Raw genomic sequence first — 24114 nt, 5'->3', positions numbered from 1 at the left:
GGCCCCCTAGTAGGCTGTACTGATTGTCGGCGCACATGCGCCACGCCTCCTGGGGTTTAAGATGCCAGCCCGAATCGTCACTGCGGCCTTGGCTTCCGTAACAGCAGTTAACGCCCACTGATTAAAAATTTCATTAAAGAAGGTGCGTTGCGCTCTCTACGTGTTTTCCAACGTTTTGGATCCTGTTCTCGGAAATGTGATCCCTGATATCCGCAATCGTTTCCCTGATAATTGCGACAGGGAAATTCGAGTAAACTACTGTGGAAGCGCGGTCTTTTGCTCTAGGGAAGCTCATTTAGTAGCCGAAATCAAAAAAATCCCTGTATCTTCCCTGTTAATAGGGAATTTGCCGGCAGAGACTGGTTCGTAACTGACTGCGCGCACCACCATTCAGTCGTCCTAAACCGGCGAAACCGTCCTCGCTCGGAAAGAGGCGGTTTCTGCCGGAATTTTTGACGGCATTGTTTGGTTTTTTCGGTCTCCGGAGAAACTGGCGGTCTCATGGGCCTATTGTAGAGTCCAGTCTCCGCGTTCAAAAATTCCGTTCCCGGCGGCGGGATTTCCACGGGCCAATGCGCTCGTTGTCCGCGGAATACTGGAGTCTTTTGGACGCGAAAGCGCCGGCCCGTAGCTCTTTCTGGATGCTGTACCAAAGTGGCGTGTGCTTATGGAGGCCGTACTTCTTTCCGCCGCGCCGTCAGGTCAAGCCGCCTTGTTCGCGGCCGCATTGGCCACAACGGTGACGCGGGATTTGAACTCGTCAGCAGTCATGACATGGGCTGTCGAGAAAGCCAGCACGGTCAAAGTGCTACGGTGGACTTCCTCTGCGGACAGCGATCCCTGCCCTACATCTGGATAATCGAACGTTCCGGTCACGTCCGATAGGAAGACGACCTGATAATTGTTGAACATCGCGTCGCGCGCAGTAGCGTGACAGCAATTTTCGGTAGTCGTACCCGAAATGATAACGGTCTTGATTCCCCATTCCCGGAGGACGAGGTCGAGATCCGTGGCGAAGAAGGCGCTGTAGCGGTGCTTCTTGATGACGTGTTCGCCCGGCGCAGGCGCCAGGTCGCCAAAAATCTCAACGCCCTTCGTTCCGTCGACCAGGCAAGACCGATCCGCGATGGGCGGATACAGGTCGTCGTACATCCCCATATCGCTGCCGTCACGCCGGTGAACGTGTGCGGTATAGACGACACGGATTCCCTTCTCACGGCAGAACTTCAGCGTTGCGGCAAGTCTAGGCACCATTGCCGCTGCCTGCGCGGACCTAAGCGCAGCCCCCTCAGCAACGAAGTCGTTCTGCATGTCGACGACGATCATCGCAGTCTTGCTAGGATCAATTTGGTCGACTCGATAAGGCATTTGTGATCTCCCAATCAGATGATGAAAGCTACAAAGCGCTTTAAAGCTTGCCGAAGGCCGGTCTTGTTTTTACGAAGTGTACGATGCTTCTGCGATTGGTCAACACTAAGCTTTTATGGTGGATGCGAAGCGACCCCGGTGCCTGATTATCCTGGATTCAGTCCGAGGACCTGAAATTGCCGGCGCCACTCGGCGGGGGCATCGCGAAGGCGCTCGACCCCGACGCCGCGCGGCAAACGGCCTTCGACCGCTGCCTTGACGAGATTCGGCGCGAGGAACGCGAGCGAGATCGTCATATTGACCTGACGCACGCTGCATTTTTGACGTGCTGCGATCTGCTGAACGTCGGTCACCGAGCCCGACACGATCTCGTCAAGCCAACGACGGCCTCGTGCGATAGCGTTGACAAGCCGTGCGCGTCGCTCGATCCGGGTCGGACGAACTTCATTTGGAGCTACACCGTGTGGAACAAGGATCTGCCGGGACTTTCTGGACGGCGGTTTCTGCCAAGGAATTGAAAGCGACCGTCCGTCTGCCAAGTCGGGTGTTTCCTCTCCATCGCCTGGCCTCAATCGAACCGTCAGATGATTCTCATGTACGTTGATGCGCGCGACATGTTCCAGGATGACATAGCGATCTCCAACCTTCGTGGGGCTTGTGGACGGCTTCTCTTTTTGAGCGATGAGATGCTCGTTGAGAGATTTGACGATGATGGCTTCAATGCCGGTGGCCGAAATGCGTGAGACCGATCCCACCGATGCGGTCTTCGACTCGCCATGGAGGAGAGGCAATGACGCGTAGTAACGATAACGGATGCCGGCCTTGGTCGCGTGGGTTGGGACCATACGGTGACCAGCGTCGTCGAACAGCACGCCGGTCAATAGATGATCGCTTGCGTTCCGGATCTTAGATCGAGTGCTCCATTGATCCGTGAGCTTCTGCTGAACCGCATCGAATAGTGCGTGGTCCATGATTGCTGGCTGCTCGCCCGGCAGGATCTCATCCTTGTATTTGACCTCGCCGACATAAAAGCGATTGCGCAGTAGATAAAACAGGGAGCCGCGGCCGAAGAGGACGCCGCCACGAGTTGCGCCTGTTGCCAGGAGGCGGGTTTTCGTGCGGATATTCCGCTCCCGAAGGTCCCGCACCAAGGCATTGACACCGCCGAGTTCCAGGTAACGCCGGAAGATCAGTCGGACCCGTTCAGCCTCGTCCTCGACGACTGCGATCTTACCATCTTTCATCTGGTAGCCGAGGGGGAGGGGACCACCTACCCAAAGCCCCTTTCGTTTGGAGGCGGCGATCTTGTCGCGGATGCGTTCGGACGTGACTTCTCGCTCGAACTGGGCAAAGGACAGAAGCACGTTGAGCGTCAATCGACCCATCGAAGTTGTGGTGTTGAATTGCTGAGTAACCGAGACGAATGACACCCCGTGCACGTCAAACAGTTCGACCAGCTTCGCGAAGTCCGCCAGTGACCTCGTTAAGCGATCCACCTTGTAGACGACGATCACGTCGACCTTCCGAGATCGAATATCGTCCAGCAGCCGTTGCAGGTCGGGGCGATCGGTCGAGCCACCGGAATATCCGCCGTCGTCGTAGCGTGACCGGATTAGAGTCCAGCCCGCATGGGCTTGGCTTTTTATATAGGCTGACGCCGCCTCGTATTGAGCGTCCAGCGAATTAAACTCCTGATCCAGTCCCTGTTCCGTGGACACGCGGGTGTAAATGGCACAACGGACAGGCTTGACCGAAGGAGACTTCATGATCGAGCCCCTACGGCCGTCCGATCTTCTTTATCCCTTAAGCCAAAAAAACGCGGACCATTCCATCTTGTCCCGGTGATCGCGAAGGCCACCTTGGAAAGACTGTCATAGGTCTGACCATTCCAGGCAAAACCGTCAGCCATCACCATTACCCGCTGCGACCGACGATCCCATTCCCGGGTCAATACGGTACCCGGTGTAAGTTCGGTCCGCTTTTGATCGAAACTGACAAGGCGCGCAGACATAACGGCTCCGCTCTCCTTCGGCTCGGTCCGATCCAGCACTTGTTTGGTTGCGGAATCTAGATCGCCGAGGCGAGCGACCTGAATGCGATAAGCGATGATCGCAAAAAGCAAATGCCGCGGCAGATGTGTGGCCGCCGGTCTCTGAAATTCGCTTAGCCACCGTAAACGGAGCACTTTGAGATCGAGACCGCGCAGATGCGCGATCTCGTCTCCAATGGAAACCTTGGTCGAGGTACGACCGTTGTGACGATTCACTCCCATTGAGTCACGCCGCCTGCTTCGCGCGCTCGGCAGCCACGGACGAAGCCTTTCCATCCTTGATGCGGTAGACCCGGCCTTTGTCGGTCTGTTCGGCAACCAGATTGAGGAGCAGCTTTTTGCGAACAATACCCGCGAGAAAGCCGCGCACCGAATGCGGCTGCCAATCGGTCGTAGCCACTATGGCAGCAATCGTCGCACCAGCGGGTGCCCGCAGCATCGCGATGATGCGCGCGTGCTTGGTGTCAGGCCGGCCTGCAGCCTTGGGAGGCGCGGCGGGGGCTCGGGCGCGCATCTTGGACTTGGCGGTTTTACGCGCAGCCGACCGGGTAACAGCTTTGGGCTTGGATTTGGCTTTCGTCATGGGATCCTCCGAGGTTTGCGCGACGCCATGGGCCGCACCACCTCAGCCCCACCTAAGCTAACCGCCGGCAGGGCAAGACCCCGAAGCGCGCCTGAGCCGCTCCAAGTCGCCACAGCAACGCTCCGATCGCGGCCGAAAGCCAGTCAATTCTGAGCAAGATAGTTGCTCGGCGGGGCACGAATTCACTTCCCTATCAAAAGTTCGAATCCCCCTTCCTCCGCCAGCAAGTCATTGATATTACGAGAGAAAACTTCGTATCAAGTTTTCTCGCGCGACTTCCGCGGGTTAGCGGCCACGAGAGCCCAAGTTGCCCACCTGAGAGAGCGAATTTCTTGCGCTTTGCACATTCAGGCTCGGTCGTTTGAATACCACTTTGCCAGTGGCTTTCTCGGCCAATGATGCTGACACACGCGACAACCATCTTGAAATATTTGCGGACAGCCGGAACGCGCGATTGGTTAGGTGCATTAGTTTCGTGGTGACGGCATCGAACCCCCGGCAGTCCCAATGAAGGCCATCGGGTGTAACGCCCTTATGGCCTTAATTCTTTGAGTTGGACTTAGGAAACCGCCGTGTCGTTGAACGAAGACAGTTTTGTCTCACGAGTTACCCTCCGGCACTCAATCTCGCCGGATGCCGTCAGAACAATCCTGCGCGCTCTTCGTTCAAGCGGCGGCAGCATGGCGCAATTTTCACATTCAGACTTTGGCGGTATGTCGCAGTGGTCGCCCGGTATGACGATGGTGGGCGACATGTTCAACAATGCCCTCAAATCAAAGCTTGATGCCGTCTGCACGGAATTGGCGGCCTATGTCGTGGCAGAGGCACCATCCGCGTCTCGGGGCCGGAACCGCGAAGCCGTAGAGGCTAGTTACCGGTCTAAGCATTCAGATTGGTGGCCTGCAGGCATGGGAACGCCTAGTGCAGTCGGCGGACAAAATGATTTAAGGTACGCCGTGTTTCATAGGCGACTGGTGATCAACGATAATGGCCGCGTCCAGATTTATGATACCGGCAGCCATCGCATCTTCGGCATCGCCCAAGCACAAAGCACCGACCAAACGCTGACATTCACCAGCCAAGATGGCCTGGTTCGGGTAAGTGATTTATCCAAGGTAGTGGAATAATTGGCTTAAGATGGCCGTACGGTTTTTTGCCCGGCTGTCGGTCTCGCGAGCGCATCGAATGGTGAGAACCCTCTCAAGTTTAAGCCCGCACATAAACAGTTGTTGAATTGCTGCGCAAACTGCCTTCGAGGTTCTTTCGGGGAGCAGCTGGGGAGTTATTTAGGAAGCAGCCGCAGTTTTTCCGTTTTGGCGCAAAGCGGCCGTTCAGGCGCCGGGTTGCAACCACGAAGCTTTAACGGCACGAACTAGACCTGGGCGTATAGCCTGGACGATGCCTGCTCTGAGAGTCGAACGGACATGCGGCTCGAGAGGGCATACTTTCGTTTTTGACCCGCCCAAAGTGGACATCGAACTACTGTTCAGACTTGAGACGGCCATCTATTTCGCTACGGAGCGCAGTAAAGTCGATTGGTTTGGTCAATAAGGCCTCTGCACCTCCTTCCAAGGCTCTTCGTCTGGTGTCGCTATCGCCGTAGGCGGTGATCATGATCACCGGGACATCCGGTCGTGACGCTCTCGCTTTTGGCAGGAGTTCAAGCCCGCTCATACCGGGCATATTGATGTCGGACAAAATCAGGATCAAAGGCACCGCATTGGCATCACGGATTTTTTGAAGGGCGCTATCTCCCGACCCCACAAACTCCATTGTAAAGCGGCCGGCACGGATGTCGCGCCTAAATTGCTGGCGAAACAGGTCTTCGACGTCGGGTTCATCATCGACCACGAGTATAACGGGATTCACGTATGAGCCTCAGCTTTGCCCGCGGGGGCGGAGCGCGGAAGGACGACCCTGAATTCCGTGAATTTGCCGAGTTGAGTGTCAACCTCAATCAATCCGGCATGTTGCTTGACAACGATGTCGAAGCTCAACGACAGCCCGAGACCGGTGCCTTCGCCCGGCGGTTTGGTAGTGAAGAATGGGTTGAACATTTTCTCCCTCACCTCGGGTGGAATGCCCGCGCCGTTGTCGCGAATCCGGATTTCGACGCTGTCACCGAGGCTTCTGGTCGCGGCGGTAATCGCAGGCTCATAAGCGACGCCATCTTCCGCCTTGCGTTTCATTGCCGCATAGAAACCGTTCGAGATCAGGTTGAGCAGCACGCGCGTGATCTCCTGCGACAGCAGCTCGGCTTCGCCGGCGGCCGGATCGAAATCCTTTTCCAGCCTGATCTGAAAACCCTGCTTCTCGACGCGGGCGCCGTGGTAGGCGAGGTTGAGGCTCTCGCCAACAAGCGTATTGATGTCGACAGCGCGCCGCTCACCCGAGCCATCGCGCGAGTGCATGAGCATATTCCTAACGATAGAGTCGGCGCGCTTGCCGTGCTGCACTACTTTTTCAAGATTGCCCTTCAGCAGCTTTGCGATTTCGTCAGTTTCTTGGCGCATCAGGTCGTTCAATGGCGCGGGCTTGAGGACCTCGCCTAGTTCATCGACCAGCTCCGCCGACAAGGCGGAGAAATTATTGATGAAATTAAGCGGGTTCTTGATTTCGTGGGCGATGCCAGCGGTGAGTTGGCCTAGCGAGGCAAGCTTTTCGGTTTGGATTAGCCGATCCTGCGCAGTGCGCAATTCGTCCAGCGATCGCGAGAGTTCCCGCGTACGTTCGCGGACTTTCTCTTCGAGAGACTCCCGTTCCCATTCAAGCGCTTGGTAGAAGCTCGCGTTGTTGATTGCGGTAGAGGTCTGGCTTACTAGGTTGGCTAGTCCGAGTAGGGCCTCACCGTCTTGGACAACCCGGCACTGATAAGGCGCTTGCCCCGCCGTATTTCCCGCGACCAGCAAGCGAATTGGGTTCTTCGGTTCCCCGCCCAACGGCAAGACGACGTACTCGTCCATACCGATGAGACGTCGCAGCGAGGTCAGCTCGCTGCGGCGGCAATCGGGCAAACACAGTACCCGATCAACGCCGGCATAAAGTGGTGCGAGCGCCAATGAGGCGGTGGGGAGTATCAGCTTGGCAATGCTGGTACTCTCTGCATCGTCATAGTATCCATCTATCGTCTCGATGGAGAAGATGTTCGCGTCGGATTGCTTCAGAAGAAAGAGGCATCGCTCGAAATTTAGTTCGTATAAAACGAATTGAGCGGCCAGCTGCAGGATCGTAGTGAGGTCGACGGTTGAGTTGAATTTCTTTCCAAGCTCGTAGAGCTGGCGATACGCGCTCATCTGACCGTCGAGATGCTCTTGCACTTCGTAGAGCTGAACCTCGGTTGTCACCAAGCGCTTGACCTCATCAGAGAGGCGCTGGTTTTCAATCCGGAGCCGATCAATCTCACTCACGCTACCGGTTTTTCCATGAGACGCGGGAGTTATAGCGGTACTGGACATTGGCTACTCAGTACACTGCTAATACTACGGCGGTGTAGTTGTGGAAATAGTCGTGTCCTCCTATCGGACCAATCTCTCCATAGGTGTAGAGACCTATCCATGGCACGGTGGGCCCAATTTTTTGCTGAAGCTTTTCCAGTATTTGGCTTTTTTGCTGGTCGCGGAACACGGCTTTCCCGCGGCCTATGCAGTCGAACTGAAACACCATTTTCGCCGCGCTATTTCCTAAAGTCGACTTGATTTCTTCGCCAATGCGTTCGACGCCAGCCGATATCTTTTCGTGGTCGCGCCGGCTCATCCAGATGCTCGTACCCTCTTCAACTTCGGTCGGAATTGTGATTGACCCCGCCTTGTCATCTTTTGTCGGCATGAAGCGGATCAAATAGTCGTCGTAGCCCTTGATTTGTTCGGGCGCTTTGAATGCCATGCAGAGACTGAGGACCGCCTTGCTCCAGTTGTCGATCTCATCACCGACGAGATATTCCTTTAGGACGTCGAGAACTGGCATACCGTCGATCTCGTAGATGACGTTGCCGGAGCAGCGAGTCACCTTACGTTCGCCGCCGATGGGGAGGCAGCCGTGGTTAACCGACCAAGCAAGCCGGGCTGATCCCGACAGCAGAACGCACACGACACCATCGGATGTGATCTGATCGTCGCAGTATTGATAAGTTTGTTTAAACTCCATGTTATCGGCCGACGTACCTCCAAACAAAGGCAGGTGACGATCAAGCTGCAATTCACTCTTTAGGCCTGCAGCGAACCGGTCAAAATTTAGGGTCAAGCCGTCTCCGAGCATGATCAGCCCAAGCGTGTCAGGCTGCACCTCGCAAGCCAAGTTCTGGGCGATGGTCCTTCCCGCGGCTTCCGAATCGGTCTTGAGGCCGGAGGCGATTGCGTTTTTGAAACTTAATTCATCGGAGCTGATGGTCATCACGGCTACTGAGAAGTTCGACTCGTCGGCTTCGACACCTGCGATGACTCCCCCGCCGGACCCGCCGGCGAGTGGAGCACTACCGGTGGCGGCGCGGACGGCGTCTAAGAGTGCGCGCTGTTCATATCCGACGGAAGCAAACATGAAGACGAAGTCGGGCCGGTCGATCCCGGCCGCCGCCAATGCTCTCTCGGCGGCCTCGCGTCCGGCTACCTTCGGATTTCGATGATGGCTCATCCCGACACCGGCATTCGTACCCATCAGCGTGACCCTTCAATTGGCGAAGACATTTATCGACGAGCCTCGCTTGTATCAGGATATCCCTGCACCTCCAGATCTAACTAGCGGTTCTTCGCAAAACTTCGGGCCGCTTTCCCATCGGGGGGGCGGCCTGCCGGAATGGGGGCGATTTATGTCCGAGAACAAGCGATGCCGGGCTGAAAAAGAACGCTGTACCGAAGCGGTCGTGCCGCAAACCACGATTGAGCCCGAGCCGAGGCCGGCAAGGTCCGGTTCGGCACGCTTGCGACATGCCGACCGAGTCCGAAAATGTCTACAGGCTGGACCGGTACTAATCTGCGGGCGGCCAAAACGACGCGAATGGCCCAAAGCGACGTGGTTAGACACCTCGCGTCCTGGATAGTGTTGCGGAGGGCAGCTCTGCGAATTGACGGCGATAGATTTCCGCGAACCGGCCGAGATGCGTGAAGCCATAAAGCCCCGCCACATCAGTTACGTTTGTCTCTTGTCCTGGACGCGATAAAGCGCGGTGGGCGGCGTTGAGCCGAAGTTCGGCCAGCAACGCTGCAGGCGGGCGCCCGAAAGCCTCCGCGCAACTTAAATGAAGCGTCCGCTCCTTTGAACCGACTGCCAGGCAAAGTTCGGTGATAGTCGGCGGATCGTCGAGCCGCTCATGAAAAATTTTGAGGACCGCTCTCGCGACGCGAGCGCGACTGTGCAAGGGCTCAATGATTTCCGCCGACGGAATCATGTTGAGGACAACGTCAAGAATACAAGACTCTACGTGGGACAACCCTTGTCCGCCAAGATAGCTGTTCGGCTGCATCTGGAGTCTTTGCAAGAGACTGGCAAGCGAACCCGCGCGTCGGGTCATCTCAGCAGCAGTCACTTGCCACCTTGGCGAAGGAAGATTGACATCGAACCTGTCGATTCCCCGCCGAGTCTGGATCCAGCGATCAATCATCGGCGTCGGCAGCACGATGACCATCATCTCGGTTGGACCCGTTGCGGTGAAGCCGACATCGTCGCGCGATGTTGCAGCCAGAAGTTCACCAGCGCGCGCCGGTCGGCGTCTGACGTGCAATGAGCCCCCGGCTGAAATTGGCAGTCCGAAAACCCAAGTACCCGCGGGCGCACTGCCGCTCTGCAGTACTCCGGGCGACCAGCTGATACGGGCCAATTGCAACTGGTCCATCAGCAGTTGAGTCAATTGTCCCTGAAAGCGGCCACGCCCAATCTGCTCGTATTCCAGATTCCATGCGAGCGGGCTCGCCGCCATTGCGTCGATATCATCGAAATGCCCTCGGACGAATTGAGGCCCGGAGGTTGGCCTTGGGGGGGAAATCGACATGATGCAAATACCTTGAAGTATGGACCCAGCTTACACGAGATTTTGCAGAAAGCGGATAGTTCGTCGGTCGTTTTGCAGAATTCGGATAGTCGCATCGCCCCGCTGTGACATCACTGGCGTAGACGTAAGGCGCCGACTACTGTCGATAATGAATGCCACCGATGCTGACGTATCCAAGGGAGAAAGCGATGAAGCGAGTAATACCACGATGCGGCATTTTGATCGGAGCAGCGCTCATGATGACCGTTTCCTTGAACCCCGCTGCGAATGCACAGAACGGCGACGCCGAAAAGCTGCTCAAGGGTATGGCGGACTATGTTTCCAGCCAAAAAACGCTCGCGGTGACGTACGACTCCGATATCGAGGTTATTATGTCAAAACTGCAGAAAATCCAGTTTACTAGCTCTGGGCAGGTGCAATTGAGCCGCCCGGACAAGCTTCGGGCCACCCGCACGGGCGGCTACCGCGACGTTGAGATCGTGTTCGACGGTAAGATGCTGACCGTCAACAACAAGGACGGCAAGGATTACGCCCAGATCGAGGCCGCCGGCACCGCCGAGGAATTGATTGATGTGCTCCGGGAAAAGCATGGTGTCGTCGCGCCCGGCGCCGACCTGCTCCTTACCAACGTCTTCAATGTCATGATGACTGACGTGATTGAGGCCGCAGTCATCGGCAAAGGGGTCATCGACGGCGTAGAGTGCGACCACCTCGCATTCCGTAGCGTAGAAACAGACTGGCAAATATGGATTGAATCCGGCGCCAAGCCGATCCCGCGCAAGTACGTGATTACCAGCAAGGGCATCGGCGAAGCGCCGCAATACACCCTGCGGATCAAGGAATGGAAGACCGACGTGGCGGCCGACGCCTTTGCGTTCAAGGCGGATCCATCCTTCAAGAAGATCGCGCTCGGCGATCTCTCCGATATCGACGAAGTCCCGCAGGGCACCACCAAGACAGGAGACAAGAAATGATCCGAACAACATTATTCCGTCTGTCGTTCGCAACCGTCCTCGGCGCCGGCGCCCTTTTATGGGGAGGTCAACTGCCCCTCGACGGACAGTCATCGATGGTGTCGTCCGCCGAAGCCAGGATCGGCCGTCCGCTAACGCCAATGAGTTACGCCGGCGTTGCGCGGCGGACCACGCGCCGGGCCGTGGCGGTCGGCGCGGTGGCAGTAGGTGGAGCAGCGGTCGTGGCAGCACCGATGGTGGTTGCGCCCGCATGCACGCAAGTCGCTGATGCTTACGGACGGATCGTCACAGTCTGCCGGTAAGACGTTTTCTAAACGATGAGACAGAAGCCGCAACGCTCCGGAGCGCTGCGGCTTCCTGACCAGCATTCGGCTCAACGGAAAACATTCCGAGTTTCCGAACGGAGGAGGCAAAGATGAAGCTATCGATTTCATTGTCAGCGCTGCTAATCGCAGGGTTCACGGTCGCAAGCAGTGAACCGGCCAGTGCCGTGGTCTACTGCCAGTACATCTCTTATCCGGCCGGTTGCGTTGTAAGACCCGGCGTGCGGCTGGTGGCGCGGCCGGTCGCGCGCGCCGTGGTGGCCCCCGGCGTCGGTCGGGTGGGAACGCCGATGAATCGCGGCGGTCCCGTCAATCGCGTAGGCCGACGCTGATCTTCAGGTAAGACGCCATGCTTGAAAACAGGTTGGCGTCTCATTGCGTCTCATTAGGGAAAAAGTCATGAAAAAGTTCGGCATAAGCTTCGCTCTGGTTGCTTTGCTCGCAGGTGTAGCTGGTTATAGCACGCCATCGCGAGCCGAAACCGGTCAGGTTGCCGTCGTATTCACGAAAGGCGGATTCATCGTCGGGGTCGGCGGTGGTGAAGGTGTGCTTACCTTCAAAGGCAAGCGCTATCCATTTACCGTTTCGGGCATGAATATCGGCTTCACGATCGGAGCCTCGACAACCAAGCTGGTCGGACGGGCCGTCAATCTGAATAGTCCGGCTTCGTTTGAAGGCAGTTACAGCGCGATCGGAGCCGGCGGTGCGATTGCGGCCGGGGCTGCAGGCGTTCAGTTGCAGAATGCCAATGGCGTGATCCTGCAGCTCAGCGGCCCGAAAGTCGGCGCTGAAGTGTCGGCAGCAGTGGGCGGCGTAACGGTCCGTTTTAAATAGGTGTGAGGCGATCAGGGCGCGCCGAGCGGTCGCGCGCCTCAGGGGTCAGATATTCATGGAGAAAATCAAATGTCTGTAAAGAAACTCATATTCTGTTGCGCCGGTATTATGATTGCGGGACCGGCCTTTGCCCAGGTCGAACTCAAGACCTATGCGAACCGTGATGGCTATCTCGACGTCCAGAAGCTGACCTGCGCACAATTGGCAGGCACATTTCAGGAAGACGCAGATTATCTCGCCGCCTGGTATAGCGGTTGGTACAACGGCCTTGCCAAGAAGCACATGATGCAGGTTTCCCGCGCCAAAGCGTTGCAACACGAGGTCATCGTTCATTGCAAAGCCAATCCGGGCAAGAAGGTCATTGAGGCGATCGATGTCGTTTTCAAGGATTACCGGAGCGATCAGGGAATCAAGATGAAAAAGTGATCATGGCATGGATCGTTTTGAGCCACGGCTTTGAGGCTTTAGTGCAACAGCAAAGTGAGATTTTTCCCGCAAGCTTGCTTTTGCGTTGCTCTCAGATGTACCGAGGCATCCAATCTTCGGGTCGACGATATCGGGGGGGCGGGAATGAGGCGCGCTATCTCTAAACGAAGGAATGGTTGCCGGCTCGTTCAGGCCAGCATTAGCGTCACTGTGCTTGCGTTCGGCATGCTGTCCGGGCCGGTTCATGCCGACGAAGCCGGCGTATCGTACTGGCTCCCCGGCCGCTTCGGCAGCCTCGCAGCCGCACCCACCGTCCCGGGCTGGTCCATGGCCGAGGTGTATTATCACACCACCCTAGCGGCGTCGGGCGCTACAGCGGCGGCGAGAGAAATTCAAATCGGCAGGATTCCGGCGTCAGTCAACGTTAGCTTGAACCTTAATCTGAATGCGCAGGCTGATCTCATCTTGCTCAATCCCACCTATACTTTCGCGACGCCTGTGCTCGGTGGACAGCTCGCCATTGGGGTGACCGGCCTGTTTGGACGGTCGAGCGCCAGTATTGACGGGACGCTGACGGCGGCGGTTGGCTCCTTTGCGGTAACCCGCACAGGCTTCCTGGGAGATTCAATCACTTCCGTCGGCGACCTCTATCCGCAGGCGACGTTGAAGTGGAACGCCGGCGTGCACAACTTCATGACCTATGTGACCGGTGACATTCCCGTTGGCGCCTACGATTCCAGCCGCCTCGCCAACCTCGGCATCGGCCATGCCGCGATCGATGGCGGCGGCGGCTACACCTACTTCAATCCGGCAACCGGGCACGAATTCTCGGCGGTCGCGGGCTTTACCTATAATTTCAAGAACAAGGATACGAACTATCAGAACGGCATCGATTTCCACATCGACTGGGGTGCTTCCAAGTTTCTGTCGAAGCAGGTGTTCGTCGGACTTGTTGGGTACGGATATCAACAAATCACCGACGACTTCGGTCAACACCCCCTTCTGGGTGGATTCCGGTCGCGTGTTCTGGGAATCGGGCCGCAGATTGGATTCTTGTTTCCGGTAGGCGACATGCAGGGTTATCTCAATCTCAAGGGCTACGGCGAATTCGAGGCCGCCAATCGGCCATCGGGATGGAATACCTGGCTGACATTCTCCATCTCGCCGATGGCGCCCGCCAGCACCGTGGCGCCAACGCGTCGAATCGCGACGAAGTGACGCTATCAAAAGAGTGCGATTTTCTGAGCGTGCGTTAAGAGACGAGGTACGCCTGCTACGACATACGGCACGATTAAAAAGGGGAGCGGGGCTGTCGAATTCGATTTTGCGCTGTGGTCTTCCAAGCCGTTTCGAGGAAGCCTAACATCACCACAACTCTGAGCTTACTATATTCTTTACTGACGTCACAGGTGTCAAATGATGATTCGTCTGTCTTACATTTCCGCTGCCGCGCTCGCCGGCGTTTGTGCTTGCGTGTTTGCCACCGTCGTCGCTGCGGAAGACCAAACCACGGACATAGGCACGCTCGACAAGGAGACCGCCGATAAGGCGTTCCCCACCAAGCCGGCGTACTCGCCATATGCCGGTCGCAATTTCCCGACACGGCCGCTTTTCGGCGACACGCACCTCCACACCTCTTACTCGATGGACGCCGGCGCGTTCGGTGCCAGGCTCGGCCCGAAGGACGCCTATCGTTTCGCCAAGGGCGAGGAAGTTATCGCTTCCAGTGGGCAACGCGCCAAACTTTCACGTCCCCTGGATTTCCTGGTGGTCTCGGACCATTCGGATGGCATGGGCTTTTTCCCGCAACTGATGGGAGGCGATCCTGGCCTGCTCGCGACGCCACAGGGCCGGAAGTGGTACGATGAGATCAATTCCGGCAAAGGCGCGGCGGCCGCCATTGATATTATCACCAGCTTCGGCAAAGGGCTAATGCCCAAGGGCTTCCCCACGCCGGGAACGCCGGCCTATCGCAGCGCATGGCGCGAAACGATCAAGGCGGCGGAGGAAGCCAACGATCCCGGCCGCTTCACTGCTTTCATTGGCTATGAGTGGACCTCGGGTGAGGGCGGCAACAATCTTCATCGCAATATCATTTGGCGAGATGGTGGAGCAAAGGCCAGTCTCGTTGAGCCCTATACCACGCTGCCGCCGTTGGGCAGTCCAAATCCTCGCGATCTCTGGAAATGGATGGCGATGGTTGAGGAAAAAACCGGCGCAGAAATTCTTGCGCTTGCGCACAACGGCAATCTAAGCAACGGCCGTATGTTTCCGATCATCGAGTCATTCAACGGCAAGCGGATCGACCGCGAATATGCAGAGAACCGCATGAGATGGGAGCCGCTTTATGAAGCGACCCAGATCAAGGGCGACGGCGAGACCCACCCATTTCTTTCGCCCAACGACGAGTTCGCTAATCATGAGCGCTGGGACAAGGGCAACCTTGATCTGACAGTAGTGAAAAAGCCGGAGATGCTTGAATTCGAGTACGTCCGTTCGGCATACAAGAACGGCCTCAAGATGGAGGCCGAACTCGGCGTAAATCCCTACAAGTTCGGCCTGGTCGGCAGTACCGATTCGCATACCGGGCTCTCGGCGGTCGAAGAGGACAATTTTTTCGGCAAGACATCTTCGTCCGAACCAAATGCCGGTCGCGCGATGCATCCCTTCGTCAAGACTGACAAGGCGGTATTCATGGGCTGGGAGACGACGGCGGCCGGCTATGCCGCGGTATGGGCAACGGAAAACACCCGCGAGGCAATCTTCGACGCCATGAAGCGGCGCGAGACCTACGCAACTACCGGCCCGCGCATGGCCGTTCGCTTCTTCGGCGGCTGGGATTTTGAGGCTGCCGACGCTAACAACCGTACGCCGGCCCGAATTGGCTATACCAAGGGTGTACCGATGGGCGGCGACTTAAACAGCGCGCCGAACGGAAAGTCGCCTTCCTTCCTTGTCGCCGCCTTGAAGGATCCGATTGGGGCGAATCTGGACCGCATCCAAATCATCAAGGGCTGGGTCGGAAAGGATGCCCAGACGCAGGAGCGGGTTTACGACGTCGCGGTTTCCGGCGGCCGCACGATTGACTCCGATGGCCGCAGCAAGACATCAGTCGGCAGCACGGTCGATGTCGCAAATGCGACATGGACCAATACGATCGGCGCCGGCGAGATGATTACAGTCTGGAAAGATCCCGACTTCGATCCGGCGCTGCGTGCTTTCTACTATGTGCGGGTGATCGAGATTCCGACGCCGCGCTGGACGGCGTATGACGCAAAATACTTCGGCATCAAGTTGCCGGCGGAAGTCAGGATGACGACTACCGAACGCGCTTATACCTCTCCGATTTGGTACACTCCCTGACGTCGACTACGTTCATGACGCGAGGGCGTGCGGGTAGAGCAATTGGCCTGAACCGCGACGACGTTCGTCATGAGGCGGCGGCGAGATATAGCCGCTTTCTGATGCATTCCCGCTGGAGGAGCGACCGTGAACACTTCGAATAACGTCCCTGTTTCCAGATTTGCGCTTGCTGCGTTGCTGACGGCGGGACTTTCCAGCTTCGCCCTGGCGCAGGATGCCGTTCACACCGATATTGGCGTCATGGACAAGGCCACGGCCGATAGGGTGATGCCAAAGAGGGCATACTCACCGTATGCCGGGCGCAACTTCCCTACGCGACCGTTCTTCGGCGACACACACCTGCACACATCACTCTCTTTCGATGCCGGTGCGGCCGGTGCTCGGGTCGGCCCGAGAGAAGCCTATCGTTTCGCGCGCGGCGAGGAAGTGACGGCCTCCAGCGGACAGCCGGCCAAGTTGTCGCGACCACTGGATTTTTTGGTTGTCGCGGACCATTCCGACAATATGGGGTTTGTGACCGATCTATTCGCAGGAAAGCCAAACATCCTCGCAGACCCGCTCGGCCGAAAATGGTACGACATGATTCAGGCTGGCAAAGCCGCTGACGCGGCGCTGGAGCTAATTGGCGCGTTCTCGCAAGGAAATTTTCCAAAGGCACTGACTTATCTGCCTGGCACGCCGGGCTATCGCTCGACTTGGCAACAGATCGTGAAAGCGGCCGAGGAGGCTAACGAACCCGGCCGCTTCACTGCGTTTATCGGCTTTGAATGGACCTCACTCGTTAAAGGCAATAACCTGCATCGCAATGTGATCTTCCGCGATGGGGCGGACAAGGCCCTGCGAATTGAGCCGTATACCACGGTTCCTCCCCTCGGTAGTCCAAATCCCCGGGATCTTTGGAAGTGGATGGCCGCTTACGAGGACAAGACGGGCGGCAGCCTGCTCGCGATAGCGCATAACGGCAATTTGTCGAATGGCACGATGTTTCCGATCATCGAGTCCTTCAACGGCCGGCCGGTCGATCGCGAGTATTCCGAGCAGCGCGCTAAATGGGAGGTGCTGTACGAAGCGACGCAGATGAAGGGTGATGGTGAAGCGCATCCTTTCCTGTCACCAAATGACGAATTCTCCCGCTTCGAACGGTGGGACAAAGGCAATCTAGATATGAGCGAGGCCAAGCAACCGGAGATGCTCGAATTCGAGTATGCCCGCTCGGCCCTGAAAAACGGCCTAAAGCTGGAAAAGGAGCTCGGCGTCAATCCATACAAGTTCGGCATGGTGGGAAGTACCGATTCACATACGGGACTTGCAACCGCCGATGACGACAATTTCTTCGGCAAGGCCACACCTTATGAACCAAACAAATCGCGCTGGGAGCACGCCTTCCTAAGTGGCAAGGCGGGAAAATTGACGGCTTGGGAAATGACCGCTTCTGGATACGCGGCTGTTTGGGCGACCGATAACACCCGCGAGGCGCTGTTCGATGCCATGCAGCGCAAGGAGACCTACGGGACCACGGGCCCTCGCATGATCGTTCGCTTCTTCGGTGGATGGGATTTCGAGGCCAAGGACGCTCAGACGCGTAGCCCCGCGTTGACAGGGTACACGCGTGGCGTGCCGATGGGTGGCGATCTTCGCGGCGCGCCAGCCGGCAAGGTCCCTACCTTTCTGGTCGCCGCGCTGAAGGACCCGATCGGGGCTAACCTCGATCGCTATCAAATCGTCAAGGGCTGGATCTCGGCAGATGGTAAACTGAACGAAAAGGTTTACGACGTCGCATGGTCGGGCGACCGCAAACCGGGAACTGACGGAAAGCTGCCGTCAGTCGGCAGCTCGGTCGACGTAGCCAATGCCAACTGGACCAACACAATTGGATCACCCGAACTGATCAGTGTGTGGAAGGACCCTGATTTCGATCCAGCGTTGCGCGCATTCTATTACGGTCGCGTGATTGAAATCCCGACGCCGCGCTGGACGGCATACGATGCAAAATACTTTGACATCAAGATGCCGGCGGAAGTCACGATGACGACCACCGAACGCGCGTATACCTCGCCGATCTGGTACACGCCTTGATCTCGCGGTTGCTCAGAGAGCCGTTACTCCAGTTTCTAGCCCTTGGTACGCTCCTGTTCGCGCTTCACGGGCTTGTCGGGAAGCGCAGCGCGGAAGCCCCCGAGAAAATCGTGGTTTCCGCTTCGCGGATCGCCAACCTGGGGGAGGGATTTGCACGGACGTGGCAGCGGCCTCCGAGCGAGCAGGAATTGCAGGGCCTGATCGAGGACTATGTTCGAGACGAAGTGTTCTACCGTGAGGGCAGAGCGGCCGGCTTGGACCGCGACGACGTTATCATACGCCGGCGTGTGCGGCAGAAGATGGAATTTTTGGCCGAGGCAATGTCCGCACCCGAGCCGACCGATGAGCAGCTTTCTTCTTATCTTGCTTCCAATCCGGAGCACTTTCGCACCGAAGATCAAATCACATTCCATCAGGTTTTCTTAAGCGCCACGCGGCGCGCGAACACCATCGAGAGCGATAGCAGACAGATTAAGAATGTTCTTGCTCGCGCCGATAGCAACATGCCGACCGCAGCGCTCGGCGATCCGTTTCTGCTTGGGGAAGAGTTTCGCCGCGTTTCGCCAAGCAAGCTATCGAGTATATTTGGTGAAAGCTTCGCAAAACAGATTTCTGGCATGGCGCAGGGCAAATGGCAGGGACCGATTTCTTCCGGCTTCGGGCAGCATTTCGTCTTCATCAGCGAACAAAATTCTGGAAATCTGCCGCCGCTTGATGACGTCCGGACAGCCGTTCGCCGGGAGTGGGAGAACGCTCGACGCCGGGAGGCGGAACAGAAACTCTACGCCTCGCTTCGGGAGCGTTACGATATTGTCGTAGAGGCGCCTCGGGCAAAGGCGGCGGAGGCCGCCGGTCGATGAATCGTTTCCGCTGGCTCTTCGTTGTTTTGGCGGTGTTACTGGCGCAACCCGCGGTCTCGGACGAACTTCGGCCGGGCTATCTTGAGATGCGCCAGACCAAATCGGACACCTATAGTCTTCTTTTTAAGATTCCCGCGCGGGGAGAAGATTTGCGGCTCGCGATCTACGTCAAACTGCCCGAAGGTACTCAAGACGTAGGACTGCCGCGAGCGTCGTTCAGCGACGGGGCCTATATTGAACGTCGTAGCGTTCGGCGGGAAGCTGGATTCGCAGGGCAGGCAATATCGATTGAGGGCCTGTCTGCAACATCGACGGATGTGCTCGTTCGGGTCACAACCCTGGAAGGCGCAATCCAGACCGAGCGGCTTTCTCCGACAAAAACGTCGTTCGTGCTTCAAGCCGTGCCGGGTCCGGGAGAAGTGGCCGCAACGTATCTGGTGCTGGGCGTCGAACACATTCTGTTCGGCTTCGATCACCTGCTATTTGTACTTGCGCTGGTGCTTCTGGTTCGCGACTGGCGCCGGGTCTTGCTGACCGTCACTGCATTTACGTTGGCACATAGCCTCACGCTTGCGGCGGCAACACTGGGCTTTGTGAGCGTACCCGGTCCGCCTATTGAAGCCGCGATTGCGCTGAGCATTGTGCTGGTTGCCGTTGAAATCATCAATGATCGGCGCGGAACTCCGTCGTTTGCGGCGCGATGGCCTTGGCTGGTCGCATTTTGCTTCGGGTTATTGCACGGCTTCGGCTTTGCCGGAGCTTTGGCAGAGGTGGGATTGCCGCATCACGCCATTCCGATCGCGCTTCTGTTCTTCAATCTGGGCGTGGAAATTGGACAATTAGCTTTTGTTGGTGCGGTGTTGGCAGCAGGCTTGGTGCTCCACTGGGCCGCGGCCGTCCGGTTCGAGCCCGCTCGAGTACAACGAATTACAAGTGGCCTCGACATGTGCGCGACTTACGTGATCGGTTCAATTGCCGCCTATTGGCTGATCGAAAGGACCTCCGCTTTTTTTGTATGAAGTGAAGAAAGATTACGGCGTCGCCGTCAGGTCGGGCTGATTTTAGTGACGTCCCTTTCTGGGCATCGCGGAATTTTCGAATTGCGGTGAAAGCGACCGATGCGTAACGGAAGGCCGATAGATCCATCAGGGAGGAATTCCGCTGCCGCGCGGCGAGGTTCGCGTATTGCGGAAGGGCATCGCCGGTGTCTCGGGCTTGCCGTCGTATCGCTCCTGATTCTGACTGAAGCTGCGGAGGCACAGAGCCTGGCAGCCCTTCCGCCGGGCCAGCTTCCGCCGGTGACAGTTACAGCGCCGGAAACGAGATCCCAAAAGCGGGTCAGGCAGCCGCCGCGCGAGCGGGACGCGCGAAACGGTTCAACCGTTCAAAATAGCCAGCCTGCGCCGCCGCCTGCCAGCGTAACGTCCGGGTCTGCGACCTTGGGTTCGGCGGACCTTCAGCCCACCGCCGCCAGCGAAATTCGCGTTACCGGCGAGCAGTTCAACGCGCGGCCGGCGTCGCGGGTCGGCGAATTGCTGGAAATCGTGCCTGGGCTGATCGTGACCCAGCATTCCGGCGAGGGCAAAGCCAACCAGTATTTTTTGCGCGGTTTTAATCTTGATCACGGCACGGATCTGGCGATCTCCGTCGACGGCATGCCGGTCAACATGCCGACCCACGGCCACGGCCAGGGCTACGCCGATATCAATTTTCTGATTCCGGAACTGGTGCAGTCGGTCAACGTCCGCAAGGGACCGTATTTCGCCGACCAGGGCGATTTTGCCTCCGCCGGCGCTGTCGGGATCGACTATCTCAACAAGCTGCCGAAGAATCTCGCCGAAATCACCGTCGGCAGTTACGGCTACCGGCGCGGGCTCGCGGCAGGATCGACCGCGGTCGGCGAGGGCACGCTGCTCGCGGCCGTCGTGGCCAACAAGTATAACGGGCCGTGGGATGTGCCTGATCATGTCCGCAAGCTGAATGGCGTGCTGCGCTACAGCCAGGGCACCGCCACGGACGGCTTTACGCTGTCGGGGATGGCCTATTCCAACGGCTGGAATTCAACAGATCAGGTGGCGCAGCGCGCCATCGATCAGGGCGTCATCGGTCGGCTCGGCTCGCTCGATCCGACCGATGGCGGAACGTCGAGCCGTTTGTCGCTCTCGGGCAATTGGGCGCAATCGAGCGCGTACGGCCAGAGCAAGATCAATGCCCATGTGATCCGCTCGCAGCTCACCCTGTTCAATAATTTCACCTACTTCCTCGATGATCCCGTCAATGGCGACCAGTTCAGCCAGCTCGATAAGCGCACCGTCTATGGGCTCAACGCCAGCCACGCTTTCGATGTCCGCCTTGCCGGGATCGAGACCCAGACCCGCGTCGGCCTGCAGACGCGTGGCGACGACATTCAGGTCGGGCTGTTCAAAACGTTGCAGCGTGAGCTGCTCTCGACCGTACGCGAAGACAATGTCAGGCAAGGCAATGTCGGCCTGTGGGCCGATACAACGGCGCGGTGGACCGACTGGCTGCGCACCACGGTCGGCATCCGCGAGGATTATTTCGCCGGCCGCGTCGTCAGCGACGCGCCGGCCAATTCCGGGAGCGCGCAGGCGTCAATGACCAGCCCAAAAGCAGGCATCGTTCTCGGTCCCTGGTTCAAGACCGAATTCTACGGCAATGCCGGTTACGGCCTGCACTCCAACGATATCAGGGGCGCGACGATTACGGTCGATCCCAACGACAAGGTGACGCCGCTGGATCGGGTGCCGCTGCTGGTGCGGTCGAAGGGTGCCGAGATCGGGTTTCGGACCAAGGCGATCGAAGGCCTCACCAGTTCGCTGGCGGTGTTCGTGCTGGATTTCAATTCGGAATTGCTGTTCGTCGGCGACGCCGGCACCACCGAGCCGAGCCGCCCCAGCCGGCGCGTCGGTGTCGAATGGACCAACCAGTACAAGATACTGCCGTGGACGCTGGATTTCGATTTCGCTTACACCCGCGCCCGCTTCACCGATTTCGATGCCGTCGGCAATCGCATTCCCGGTGCGCCGGCGCTGGTCGCGAGCGGCGGCGTGACTTTCGGCGGCGACAACGGCTGGTTCGGCGCGTTGCGCGCGCGCTATTTCGGGCCGCGTCCCCTGATCGAGGACGACAGCGCACGTTCGCAGGGATCGCTGATCTTCAATGCGCGGGCCGGCTACAAATTCGACAATGGGCTACGGCTGCAGCTCGACGTGCTCAACCTGTTCGACGCGCAGACCAACCAGATCGAATATTATTATCTGTCGCGGCTGCCGGGTGAGCCGATCGGCGGTGTTGCCGATCGCCATGTGCATCCGGCGGAGCCGTTAGCCGTGCGGCTGACACTGGCAGGAAGGTTTTGATCACCTTGGATTGCGCGTCGAAGAAGCGGGAATCCTCCCTCATTTTAAGAGGCTTCGAATACGCTTTATGAACGAACGACCGAAAAACTGCGGCCGTGTTTTTCGATAGGCAGCTTTTGGCGCAAAGCGGTCGTCCGAAACGCGTCATTGTAACGGCCTGATAACAGCATCCTATATCCGGCAAAAATAATATAGCGGCGCCAATCAATATCTTGGTCCGCGTGAAGGGCTTGCGAGCGGCGACAACCAAGGTTTGACCAAGGAGATGTCGCTATGGCGTTGTCTAGGCCAACCCGTTTGGGTCTGGCAATCCTCTTACTCCCCTGACGGCTCCCCGAGAGACGATTCGAGAGCTTAAAATGGCAGAATAAGCTGAACTACGTGCATCAACCCCAACCCTGCATAGGTTAGGTTCCGATGAAAGTAGCTCACGGCTTCTAATGACGGCTCAGGAGGTCGGTCATTGCGCAGCGACCTGATTTCCGATGTCGATCGGCCGCAAGAATGTCCCTTCGTCGTCTGTAAAGATGAATGTGCCAGAAGTGTTGCGATAACGCGAGGCTTGGTCGTGCGATCGTGAATAGAGTACGGCAACACTCACGAACCGGTCATGTCCCAGATCGTCGTGTTTTGCGAGCCTCGAAATGTCGACAACTTGAACCCTTTCCTTCAGGGCAGCCTCTCGCACAACCGGATCGTCAACATCGATATCGCCCGCACGCGCAATACCACCATCAAGAAAACTGGACACTCGAAGCGCGCTATCATCCTTGGAAACCAGAACCAGCAATGGTGGCTTGAGCGGACCGATGGCTTGTGCCTGAGCACGGAACGTCTTCGCATTGATGTCGGGCGCCGCCAGCACAACACGGCCTAGCCGGGCAATCACTCGGTCTTTGCCTTCGAAACGAAGTTGGCGCAGAGCCTCGACGGTCAACATGGCACCCATGCTGTGGGCTACCACCATAATGTCGCTGACCTCGGAACTGCTGCTTAGCATCGTTAGCAAAGCCATCAGATGATCACGAGAATAGTTTGCCGATTGCTTGTCCATTTCATAAGCACCGACCCGACCTTGCGATGGCCACGCGAACAGGATCGGAATTCCGTCGATGTTGATGTCCGCTTGCAATTGCGCGATCCGGAACAGCGACTCTTGGAAGGTATTGTTGAATCCGTGCACGAAAACAAAGGCTTTGTGCTTTTTCCGCCGAGTATTGCCTTGCGGAGCCACGGCTTTACGAAAATCGGTTTCGCTCAGTGCAGCCTGATCCACTACAGCAAAGCTGCTCCCTGGATCGGGAGTTGCGGTCGGCATTTCGATATTGCCGGGCTTGTGGTTAGGGGGCACCGAGACGGCAAACTTTGCAAAGTTGAGCACATTGGAGCGGTTCGCAGTGAAGACGTTTCCTGACGAAACCTCGCGATCACGCGTAGTCGCCACATAAATTTGCAGGGTCTTCCCACCACCGGAGGCCACCACGGGCGTCAGCACTTCTGGCCCAAGTCTGGTTGCGCAACCGACCAAAAGGAAGGAAAGTAGAACGGCGACTGACCTGCCTACCGTGCGACCGCTACTCCACATCGACATAGCAACTGTCTCCCCACCCAATGCGCACTAATACTATTGCTCTTGGGCCAACGGCGCGCGGTGACCATGTGGTTAGTGTCCGCTTAGCACCAGCGTCTTGATCGGCAGCAGCACGGCCTGGATCCGCAATAGAATTGCGTGCACGAGGCCAGTGGCGTCAACGACGTGCAGCGCGAATTTCTTGAATGAACCCAGTTTCCCGGACGAAATCAATTCGTGATTGCTGGTGTAGGCGTTGGCGATACAGCTGCTGCCGGGCGTCACGCCCTCCAGCCCGCCCTTGTAGATCGGCTCCATGAAAACGAG

20 protein-coding genes and 2 pseudogenes are annotated in these 24114 nt (G+C 57.6%); 12 read left to right on the top strand and 10 right to left on the bottom strand.

The window, feature by feature from the left end; all coding sequences use genetic code 11:
* Positions 1-702 precede the first annotated feature (702 nt).
* The 4 genes from JQ575_RS41270 to JQ575_RS41255 form a co-directional block, all read right to left on the bottom strand.
* Entirely contained in the window at positions 703-1368 is a 666-nt protein-coding gene (locus JQ575_RS41270) for an isochorismatase family protein (RefSeq protein ID WP_212038891.1), read from the bottom strand.
* A 146-nt stretch (positions 1369-1514) separates the two neighbouring features.
* Positions 1515-3134 carry a recombinase family protein gene (locus JQ575_RS41265; RefSeq protein WP_212038890.1) on the bottom strand — a complete coding sequence of 540 codons (1620 nt, stop codon included), beginning with the start codon at positions 3132-3134 and terminating at the stop codon, positions 1515-1517.
* Complete coding sequence (locus JQ575_RS41260) at positions 3131-3640, bottom strand: DUF2924 domain-containing protein (protein ID WP_212038889.1); 510 nt, start codon at positions 3638-3640, stop codon at positions 3131-3133. Before JQ575_RS41260 ends, JQ575_RS41265 begins: the two co-directional genes overlap by 4 nt.
* A 4-nt stretch (positions 3641-3644) precedes the next feature.
* Positions 3645-4001 (bottom strand): DUF3489 domain-containing protein, encoded by a 357-nt coding sequence (locus JQ575_RS41255; protein ID WP_212038888.1) that lies wholly within the window; start codon positions 3999-4001, stop codon positions 3645-3647.
* Positions 4002-4573: 572 nt separating this feature from the next.
* On the opposite strand from JQ575_RS41255, the gene JQ575_RS41250 reads away from it, so the two are divergent.
* Entirely contained in the window at positions 4574-5128 is a 555-nt protein-coding gene (locus JQ575_RS41250) for a hypothetical protein (RefSeq protein WP_212038887.1), read from the top strand.
* A 352-nt stretch (positions 5129-5480) separates the two neighbouring features.
* Here JQ575_RS41250 and JQ575_RS41245 read toward each other — a convergent pair whose 3' ends face one another.
* The 4 genes and pseudogenes from JQ575_RS41245 to JQ575_RS41230 all read right to left on the bottom strand — a co-directional run bounded on the left by JQ575_RS41245 (position 5481) and on the right by JQ575_RS41230 (position 9981).
* The gene (locus JQ575_RS41245) at positions 5481-5870 is read right to left on the bottom strand and encodes a response regulator (RefSeq protein WP_212038886.1); all 390 of its coding nucleotides are present in this window, start codon (positions 5868-5870) and stop codon (positions 5481-5483) included.
* Positions 5867-6751, bottom strand: a pseudogene (locus tag JQ575_RS46775) (sensor histidine kinase); the annotation flags it as partial. The gene JQ575_RS41245 and the pseudogene JQ575_RS46775, both read right to left, overlap by 4 nt.
* 712 nt (positions 6752-7463) lie before the next feature.
* The gene (locus JQ575_RS41235) at positions 7464-8651 is read right to left on the bottom strand and encodes an FIST signal transduction protein (RefSeq protein ID WP_212038884.1); all 1188 of its coding nucleotides are present in this window, start codon (positions 8649-8651) and stop codon (positions 7464-7466) included.
* Positions 8652-9009: 358 nt separating this feature from the next.
* Positions 9010-9981 (bottom strand): helix-turn-helix domain-containing protein, encoded by a 972-nt coding sequence (locus tag JQ575_RS41230; RefSeq protein ID WP_212038883.1) that lies wholly within the window; start codon positions 9979-9981, stop codon positions 9010-9012.
* A 236-nt stretch (positions 9982-10217) separates the two neighbouring features.
* Between JQ575_RS41230 and JQ575_RS41225 the strand changes: the two genes are divergently transcribed.
* The 11 genes from JQ575_RS41225 to JQ575_RS41175 all read left to right on the top strand — a co-directional run bounded on the left by JQ575_RS41225 (position 10218) and on the right by JQ575_RS41175 (position 22217).
* Positions 10218-10955, top strand: a complete 738-nt coding sequence (locus tag JQ575_RS41225) for a DUF2092 domain-containing protein (RefSeq protein ID WP_249167249.1) — start codon at positions 10218-10220, stop codon at positions 10953-10955.
* Positions 10952-11257 carry a hypothetical protein gene (locus tag JQ575_RS41220; RefSeq protein ID WP_212038881.1) on the top strand — a complete coding sequence of 102 codons (306 nt, stop codon included), beginning with the start codon at positions 10952-10954 and terminating at the stop codon, positions 11255-11257. The genes JQ575_RS41225 and JQ575_RS41220 overlap by 4 nt, the downstream gene beginning before the upstream one ends.
* 113 nt (positions 11258-11370) lie before the next feature.
* On the top strand, positions 11371-11610 hold the full coding sequence (locus tag JQ575_RS41215; protein WP_212038880.1) for a hypothetical protein: 240 nt from the start codon (positions 11371-11373) through the stop codon (positions 11608-11610).
* A 67-nt stretch (positions 11611-11677) separates the two neighbouring features.
* Positions 11678-12112 (top strand): hypothetical protein, encoded by a 435-nt coding sequence (locus JQ575_RS41210; RefSeq protein ID WP_212038879.1) that lies wholly within the window; start codon positions 11678-11680, stop codon positions 12110-12112.
* Between the two features lie 69 nt (positions 12113-12181).
* Entirely contained in the window at positions 12182-12538 is a 357-nt protein-coding gene (locus tag JQ575_RS41205; protein ID WP_212038878.1) for an HdeA/HdeB family chaperone, read from the top strand.
* A gap of 225 nt (positions 12539-12763) precedes the next feature.
* Positions 12764-13756, top strand: coding sequence for a transporter (locus JQ575_RS41200; RefSeq protein ID WP_249133790.1), 993 nt, complete (start codon positions 12764-12766; stop codon positions 13754-13756).
* A gap of 201 nt (positions 13757-13957) precedes the next feature.
* On the top strand, positions 13958-15901 hold the full coding sequence (locus tag JQ575_RS41195; RefSeq protein WP_212038877.1) for a DUF3604 domain-containing protein: 1944 nt from the start codon (positions 13958-13960) through the stop codon (positions 15899-15901).
* A 240-nt stretch (positions 15902-16141) separates the two neighbouring features.
* Entirely contained in the window at positions 16142-17977 is a 1836-nt protein-coding gene (locus JQ575_RS41190) for a DUF3604 domain-containing protein (protein ID WP_212038892.1), read from the top strand.
* Positions 17974-18837 carry a peptidyl-prolyl cis-trans isomerase gene (locus JQ575_RS41185; RefSeq protein WP_249167248.1) on the top strand — a complete coding sequence of 288 codons (864 nt, stop codon included), beginning with the start codon at positions 17974-17976 and terminating at the stop codon, positions 18835-18837. The genes JQ575_RS41190 and JQ575_RS41185 overlap by 4 nt, the downstream gene beginning before the upstream one ends.
* The gene (locus JQ575_RS41180; protein ID WP_212038876.1) at positions 18834-19856 is read left to right on the top strand and encodes a HupE/UreJ family protein; all 1023 of its coding nucleotides are present in this window, start codon (positions 18834-18836) and stop codon (positions 19854-19856) included. The genes JQ575_RS41185 and JQ575_RS41180 overlap by 4 nt, the downstream gene beginning before the upstream one ends.
* Before the next feature lie 99 nt (positions 19857-19955).
* Positions 19956-22217: a TonB-dependent receptor domain-containing protein gene (locus tag JQ575_RS41175; protein WP_212038875.1), complete on the top strand. Its 2262-nt coding sequence runs from the start codon at positions 19956-19958 to the stop codon at positions 22215-22217.
* Positions 22218-22677: 460 nt separating this feature from the next.
* Here JQ575_RS41175 and JQ575_RS41170 read toward each other — a convergent pair whose 3' ends face one another.
* Positions 22678-23712 carry an alpha/beta hydrolase gene (locus tag JQ575_RS41170; RefSeq protein ID WP_212038874.1) on the bottom strand — a complete coding sequence of 345 codons (1035 nt, stop codon included), beginning with the start codon at positions 23710-23712 and terminating at the stop codon, positions 22678-22680.
* 168 nt (positions 23713-23880) lie between these two features.
* Positions 23881-24114, bottom strand: a pseudogene (locus tag JQ575_RS41165) (HlyD family secretion protein); the annotation flags it as partial.

Source organism: Bradyrhizobium sp. JYMT SZCCT0428, from assembly GCF_018131075.1.
In the GTDB taxonomy this organism is placed as follows: domain Bacteria; phylum Pseudomonadota; class Alphaproteobacteria; order Rhizobiales; family Xanthobacteraceae; genus Bradyrhizobium.
Note: the sequence above shows the minus strand (reverse complement) of the source record. Positions and strands in the feature narration are given on the sequence as shown.